This is a genomic window from Ornithinimicrobium sp., from assembly GCF_030537745.1.
Lineage (GTDB): Bacteria > Actinomycetota > Actinomycetes > Actinomycetales > Dermatophilaceae > Ornithinicoccus.
Genome location: NZ_JAUNVI010000003.1, coordinates 1 through 5,936 on the forward strand (window position 1 = coordinate 1; position 5,936 = coordinate 5,936).

A 5,936-nucleotide genomic window follows, 5' to 3' on the forward strand; every position below is an offset into this window, starting at 1 on the left:
CAGGGGCGACCGCCCGGTGTGGCAGGGGCGACCGCCCGGTCACGAGGGCAGGACGACCTGGCTGGCGGCTTCGCCGGTCTGGGCGAGGCTGCGGTGCGTGCGGACCCACTGCACCCGCTGGGCGGCGGCGCCCTCATCGGGTCCTGCTAGGAGGGCGTCGACCATCGCCTGGGCCACCGGCGCCACGGCATACTCCACCGCGACGCCGAGGTCGTGGGCGCACAGGTCCTGCGCGGCCGGGCCAGGGCCGGCGAAGACTACCGGTGTCCCGCACGCCAGGGCCGCGATGACCTTCGTCGGATAGGCGAAGTCGTAGCCGAGCCCAGGTCGCACGCTGACCACCGTCGCCGCAGCTCCGCGCAGCCATGCCGCAGCCTCCTCCGCGGGGACGAGCGGACGCAACTCGATCGTCCCGTTTGGCAGCGCGTCGCGGAGCCGCTCCAACAGCGGCCAACTCGCGCCCTGGCCGACGTAGATGAGCCTCGCGCCAGGCACCCTCTCGAGGACCGCGGGCATCGCCTCGGCGAAGATCTCGGCCCCCTGCCACTCCGAAGCCGTGCCCGCGTAGACGAGGTAGGGCGACTCCCCCGCCTGCGGGTGCCGTTCGCCGTCCGGCGTGAAGACTTCGGTATCGATGCCGTTGGGGACCACGGTCACCGGCGTGTCCGCTCCAGCGAGCGCCCGCACTCGTTCGGCGACACCGTCGGAGACCGCGATCACCTCGCGTGCACCGCGGAGGGCGAACCTCTCCACCCATCGCATCGCTGACACCACTGGCGCTGGTGCTCCCATGGACGCGGTCGCATCGGACCAGACATCCGCGGCGTAATAGACGTAAGGGATCGGGTCACCGACGAGGCGGCGCATCGCCAGCGCCACCCGGGTCACCGCTCCCGTGGTCGGCGGCGGCTCCACCACCACGACGTCGGCGTGCGGAGCCGTCAGCAGCCGCAGCGCCAGGGGCAGGTCGAAGGAGAGGTAGGGCAGATAACCACGGACATAGCCGGTCCCGTCGCGCAGGACCGGCCAACGGGCGACGAAGACCCCTGCGCTGGTGACCCCAGCCCCGGCGCGGTCACCGACGCGCCCCCGCAACGACGACGGAGCATTAGTGGTCAGCACCCGGACCTCGGCCCGCTCAGCGAGTGCCTGCACCAGAGCCTGCAACCGGAAGGTCGCGGCAGCGGCCTCGGGCACGAAGATCCGCGTGGCCAGCACCACGAGCGGTGCCCGTGGCGTCACAGGGCGACGGTCTGCCCGGTCCGCGCGGACTCCAGGAGGGCTTCGACGACACGCAGGGTGTGGACGCCGTCGGTCATCGAGACGACGTTGGCCTCGCGGCCCCAGAGCGCGTCGCGGAAGTTCTCCTGCTCAACCCGCAGCGGCTCGCGTCGGGACAACGCGAAACGGATCGAGTCCCCCTCGGACACGCCGCGGAAGGCGGAGGCGCGGTCCCACTCGGAGGTGACGTCACCGTTCTCGAAGAAGGTCAGGTCACCGGTGAGAGTGTTGGCCACGAAGGAGCCGTTCTCCCCCGTCGCCACGGTCTCGCGCACCTTCCTCGGCGAGAGCCAGTTGACGGTATGGGCCACGATGATGCCGTTGGCCAGCCGACCCGCGGAGACCACCATGTCTTCGTGCTCGCGCCCGGACCGGTGGGCCACCTGGCCGCTGATCGTCGCGTAGGGCGACTGGGCAATCCAGGCCGTGAGGTCGATGTCGTGGGTGGCGAGGTCCTTGACGACACCGACGTCAGCGATCCGAGCCGGGAAGGGACCCTGCCGGGACGTGGTGATCTGGAAGACCTCTCCCAACTCACCAACCGCGATACGGCGACGCATCTCCAGCAACGCCGGGTTGCAGCGTTCGACATACCCGACCGCCCCCACCAGGCCGGCGCCGGCGAAGGCGTCCGCGACGCGCTGGCCGGACTCGGCGGTGGCGGCTATCGGCTTCTCCACCATCGTGTGCACGCCACCAGCGGCCAGCGCCATCGCCACCTCCTCATGGAGGTAGGTGGGCACCGCGACCATGGCAGCGTCGATCCCGGCCGCGATGAGCGCCTGGACGTCCGCGAGCACGTCCAGCTCGCGGGCGACGCCGTGCTTGTCACCCTGGGGGTCCGCGATCGCGACCAGCTCCATCCCGTCCACCTCCCGGATCACCCGGGCATGGTGGCGGCCCATCGAGCCCAGGCCGATCAGCCCCATCCGGATGGTCCGGCCCTCCGGGAGGGCTGTGGCGCTCACGCGCCCGCCCCAACGAGCGTGTTGACTGCCGTCGCGATCCGCTCCAGGTCGCCAGCGGCCAGCGAAGGATGGACCGGCAGGCTGATGACCTCGGCGGCCGCACGGGCCGTCTCGGGCAGCTCCCAGGTGGGCGCAAACCGGGCGAGGGAGACCAGCTCGTGGTTGGGAGTCGGGTAGTAGACCCCACAGCCGACCCGGTGCTCCTCGCGCAGCGCCTGCACCATCCGGTCCCGCTCTGCCGCGGAGGCACCGTCGATGCGGATCGTGTACTGGTGGTAGACGTGGGTGCACCCCTCGCGCACCGGCGGCACGACGACGCCCTGCAGGTGCTCGTCCAGCCAGGCGGCATTGGACCGGCGCTGCTGCGTCCAGGCACCGAGCTTGGCCAACTGCACCCGCCCGATCGCGGCATGGATGTCGGTCATCCGGTTGTTGAGGCCGATCACCTCGTTGGCGTACTGCTTCTCCATACCCTGGTTGCGCAGCAGTCGGATGCCGCGCGCGATGTCCTCGTCCCCGCAGGCGACCATGCCGCCCTCACCGGACGTCATGTTCTTCGTCGGGTAGAGGCTGAACATCGCGAACGCCCCGAAGCCGCCGACCGGCGTGCCCCGGTAGGTCGCGGCGTGCGCCTGGGCGGCATCCTCGAACAGCTGGATCCCGGTCTCGGCGGTCAGCGCGGCAAAGGCGTCCATGTCGGCCGGGTGGCCGTAGAGGTGCACCGGCATGACGGCGGCCGTGCGGTTGGTGATCACCGCACGAACGGACTCGGGGTCCAGGTTGAAAGTGTCGCGGCTGATGTCGGCGAAGACGGGGGTCGCCCCGGTCAGCGCCACAGAGTTGGCGGTCGCGGCGAAGGTGAAGCTGGGCACGATGACCTCGTCGCCCGCTCCGATCCCCGCGGCCAGCAGCCCGAGGTGCAGGCCGCTGGTGCCCGAGTTGACCGCGACGCACGTGCGTCCCCCGACCAACTGCTGAGCGAACTCCTCCTCGAAGGCCTTCACCTCCGGGCCCTGGGCGATCATGCCCGACTGGAGCACCCGGTCGACCGCTGCACGTTCTTCGTCGCCGATGATCGGCTTCGCGGCGGGGATCATGGGCAGATCTTCAGTCATCGGTTGTTCCTTCGGTCAGGGTGCCGTTGTGCTCGGTATAGATAGTGCCGGTGACAGGGCAGCGCCACTGCCCCGGGTCGCCGGTGCGCTGGAGCGGTGTTCCCGCGCGGCCGACCCAGCCGACGCGACGCGCGGGCACGCCGACGACGAGAGCGTGGGCGGGGACGTCGCGGGTGACGACGGCTCCGGCGGCCACGGTCGCCCAGGCTCCGACAGTGACCGGCGCGACGCAGACGGCACGCGCGCCGATCGAGGCGCCCTGCTCGATCGTCACGCCCACCGACTCCCAGTCGTCGGCGCTCTTGAGCGACCCGTCGGGGTTGATGGCGCGTGGAAAGGTGTCATTGGTCAGCACCGCGGCAGGACCGACGAAGACGCCATCGCCGAGCCTGGCGGGCTCGTAGACCAACGCATAGTTCTGGATCTTGCAGTGATCACCGAGCTGGACCCCGGTGCCGATGTAGGCCCCCCGTCCGATGACGCACCCGCGCCCCAGCACCGCCCCCTCTCGCACCTGCGCCAGGTGCCAGATCGAGGTGTCGTCGCCGATCGACGCCTCCGGCGACACGTCTGCGCTGTCGACGATGCGTGTTGCCACGAGTCTCCTTGGTCGGGTGCGGGACAATGCTCGGTATGACTTTATCCTCCCGGGCCGAAGACACCTGGTTGGTGATCCCGCTGTTCAACGAGGCGTCGGTCATCGAGGGGGTCGTGTCCGGTGCCCGCGCGACGTTTCCGCACATCGTCTGCGTGGACGACGCCAGCACTGACGACTCCGCAGCGCGTGCCGAGGCGGCCGGCGCGGTCGTCGTGCGGCACCCCTTCAACCTTGGTCAGGGCGCGGCGCTGCAGACAGGTATGCGGTACGTGCTCGAGGCGACGGACGCCGCATACCTGGTCACCTTCGACGCCGACGGCCAGCATCGCGTCGAGGACGCCGCCGCGATGGTGGACCGGGCCCGGACCGAGGACCTCGGGATCGTGTTCGGCTCGCGCTTCCTCGACGATCGCACCCGGCCCGGCCTGATCAAGAAGATCGTGCTCAAGGCCGCGGTCTGGATCACCAACCAGCAGACCGGGCTGCGGCTCACCGACGCGCACAACGGGCTTCGGGTGCTCCGCCGCGATGCCGCCGAGTCGCTGCACCTGCATCAGAACCGGATGGCGCACGCGACCGAGATCGTGCTGCAGTTGAGTCGCTCCAAGCTCAGTTGGGCCGAGCATCCGGTGCACATCATCTACACCGACTACAGCAGGTCCAAGGGACAGTCCTTGATGAACTCCGTCAACATCCTCGTCGACACCCTGCTGAAGTGAGGTAGCACCGTGCCGGACCAACCGTTGGACCAGCCCATCATCAAGATCGTCCTGTTGGTGGCCATCGTGGTCATCACCCTGATGCTCAACGCCTCTAACGCTGGCGCGCGCCACCAGGCGATCCGCCGGCTCATGCTGGTCGGTTTCGTGCTCCTGGCCGCCTCGGCGGTCCTCTTCCCTCGGTTGCTCACGACGGTCGCCAAGACACTCGGCGTCGGCCGCGGCGCTGATCTGCTCCTCTATGGGTTGACCGTGTTCTTTCTGGGCTTCGTCGCTTCCTCCTACCGGCGGATGCGCCAGATCGAGCAGCAGGTCACCACCCTCGCGCGCGAGTTGGCGCTGCGCGAGGCGATCCACGACCGCGCTGGTCACCCGCATCCGCCCGCCCCAGCGGTGTGGCCCCAAGCCGACGCCGACGTCGACGTCGAGGGCACGTCGCGTTCAGAGCCAGGCGAGGACCGACTCGAGTAAGCCCGGCGTCGCGGCGGCAACGATGCCGCGGGGCTGTCTGCTCGGCGTGTAGGGCCGCCCGTCGAGGTCGCCGAGGGCGCCTCCGACCTCCTCGATCATCAGCGAGCCCGGCATGTGGTCCCACGGCAGGGTGCCCGCGTAGACGATCAGGTCGCATTCGCCGCCGGCGAGCTTGGGGTAGTCGATGCCGCAGCTGATCCAGGTCAACTCCAACGGCCCGACCGGTCCGAGCATCGTGCCGATCCTGCGACGATCTGAGGTGCGCGCACGCCACTGGCTCGGGTCCTGGGCAGGCTCATCGCGCTGGACGCGCTCGCCGTTGCGCCACAGGCCAGCACCGCGCTCGGCGACGTAGGCGACCCGGTGCTGAGGCTGCCAGATCCAGGCCCGCACCGCCTGCCCATCGCGCATCTCGGAGACCATCACGGCGTGGTCCGGCGAGCCGTTGACGAAGTTGCGGGTGCCATCCACGGGGTCGACCGTGAACGCGTGGTCGGCAGCGCGAAAGTCCGCGATCACCGTGGCGTCCCCGAGGGAGGCTTCCTCGCCGAGGATGACGGCGTGGGGGTATGCCGCACGCAGCGCGGCGGTGATGATCACCTCGGCCTCCTGGTCGGCGACCGTCACCAGGTCGTCGGGACGGCTCTTGCTCATCACCTCGCCGTCGGCGAGCGCCCGGAAGCGCGGGTTGATCACCTGCTCAGCGGTCTCCTGGAGCAGGGTGAGCACAGCATCGGTGTCCATAGCCACCCAGCCTGTCACGACCGCCTCGGTGACATCGAAG

Annotated in this window: 7 protein-coding genes; 2 read left to right on the plus strand and 5 right to left on the minus strand. The window is 69.9% G+C overall.

Annotated features, from left to right (window positions below; genetic code table 11):
• Positions 1-39: 39 nt before the first annotated feature.
• From Q4P07_RS01070 to Q4P07_RS01085, 4 genes are read right to left on the minus strand one after another with little or no spacing between them, the layout of a single operon-like run.
• On the minus strand, positions 40-1,242 hold the full coding sequence (locus Q4P07_RS01070; RefSeq protein ID WP_303373037.1) for a glycosyltransferase: 1,203 nt from the start codon (positions 1,240-1,242) through the stop codon (positions 40-42).
• Complete coding sequence (locus Q4P07_RS01075) at positions 1,239-2,210, minus strand: Gfo/Idh/MocA family protein (protein ID WP_303373114.1); 972 nt, start codon at positions 2,208-2,210, stop codon at positions 1,239-1,241. Before Q4P07_RS01075 ends, Q4P07_RS01070 begins: the two co-directional genes overlap by 4 nt.
• A 35-nt stretch (positions 2,211-2,245) precedes the next feature.
• The gene (locus Q4P07_RS01080; RefSeq protein WP_303373038.1) at positions 2,246-3,364 is read right to left on the minus strand and encodes a DegT/DnrJ/EryC1/StrS aminotransferase family protein; all 1,119 of its coding nucleotides are present in this window, start codon (positions 3,362-3,364) and stop codon (positions 2,246-2,248) included.
• Entirely contained in the window at positions 3,357-3,962 is a 606-nt protein-coding gene (locus tag Q4P07_RS01085) for an acyltransferase (RefSeq protein WP_303373039.1), read from the minus strand. The genes Q4P07_RS01080 and Q4P07_RS01085 overlap by 8 nt, the downstream gene beginning before the upstream one ends.
• Positions 3,963-3,997: 35 nt before the next feature.
• Here Q4P07_RS01085 and Q4P07_RS01090 point away from each other — a divergent pair, with 35 nt between their 5' ends.
• Positions 3,998-4,681, plus strand: a complete 684-nt coding sequence (locus Q4P07_RS01090) for a glycosyltransferase family 2 protein (protein ID WP_303373040.1) — start codon at positions 3,998-4,000, stop codon at positions 4,679-4,681.
• A gap of 9 nt (positions 4,682-4,690) precedes the next feature.
• On the plus strand, positions 4,691-5,152 hold the full coding sequence (locus Q4P07_RS01095; RefSeq protein ID WP_303373041.1) for a DUF2304 domain-containing protein: 462 nt from the start codon (positions 4,691-4,693) through the stop codon (positions 5,150-5,152).
• On the opposite strand, the gene Q4P07_RS01100 is transcribed toward Q4P07_RS01095, so the two are convergent.
• The coding region (locus tag Q4P07_RS01100) for an inositol monophosphatase (protein ID WP_368660234.1) at positions 5,123-5,936 on the minus strand (814 nt) is incomplete at its 5' end. The genes Q4P07_RS01095 and Q4P07_RS01100 overlap by 30 nt on opposite strands.

Bases quoted from the DNA above. Each gene is read 5' to 3' on its own strand.
- Q4P07_RS01075 (WP_303373114.1), bottom strand. From the start codon at position 2,210: ATGGGGCTGATCGGCCTGGGCTCGATGGGCCGCCACCATGCCCGGGTG.
- Q4P07_RS01080 (WP_303373038.1), bottom strand. From the start codon at position 3,364: ATGACTGAAGATCTGCCCATGATCCCCGCCGCGAAGCCGATCATCGGC.
- Q4P07_RS01090 (WP_303373040.1), top strand. From the start codon at position 3,998: ATGACTTTATCCTCCCGGGCCGAAGACACCTGGTTGGTGATCCCGCTG.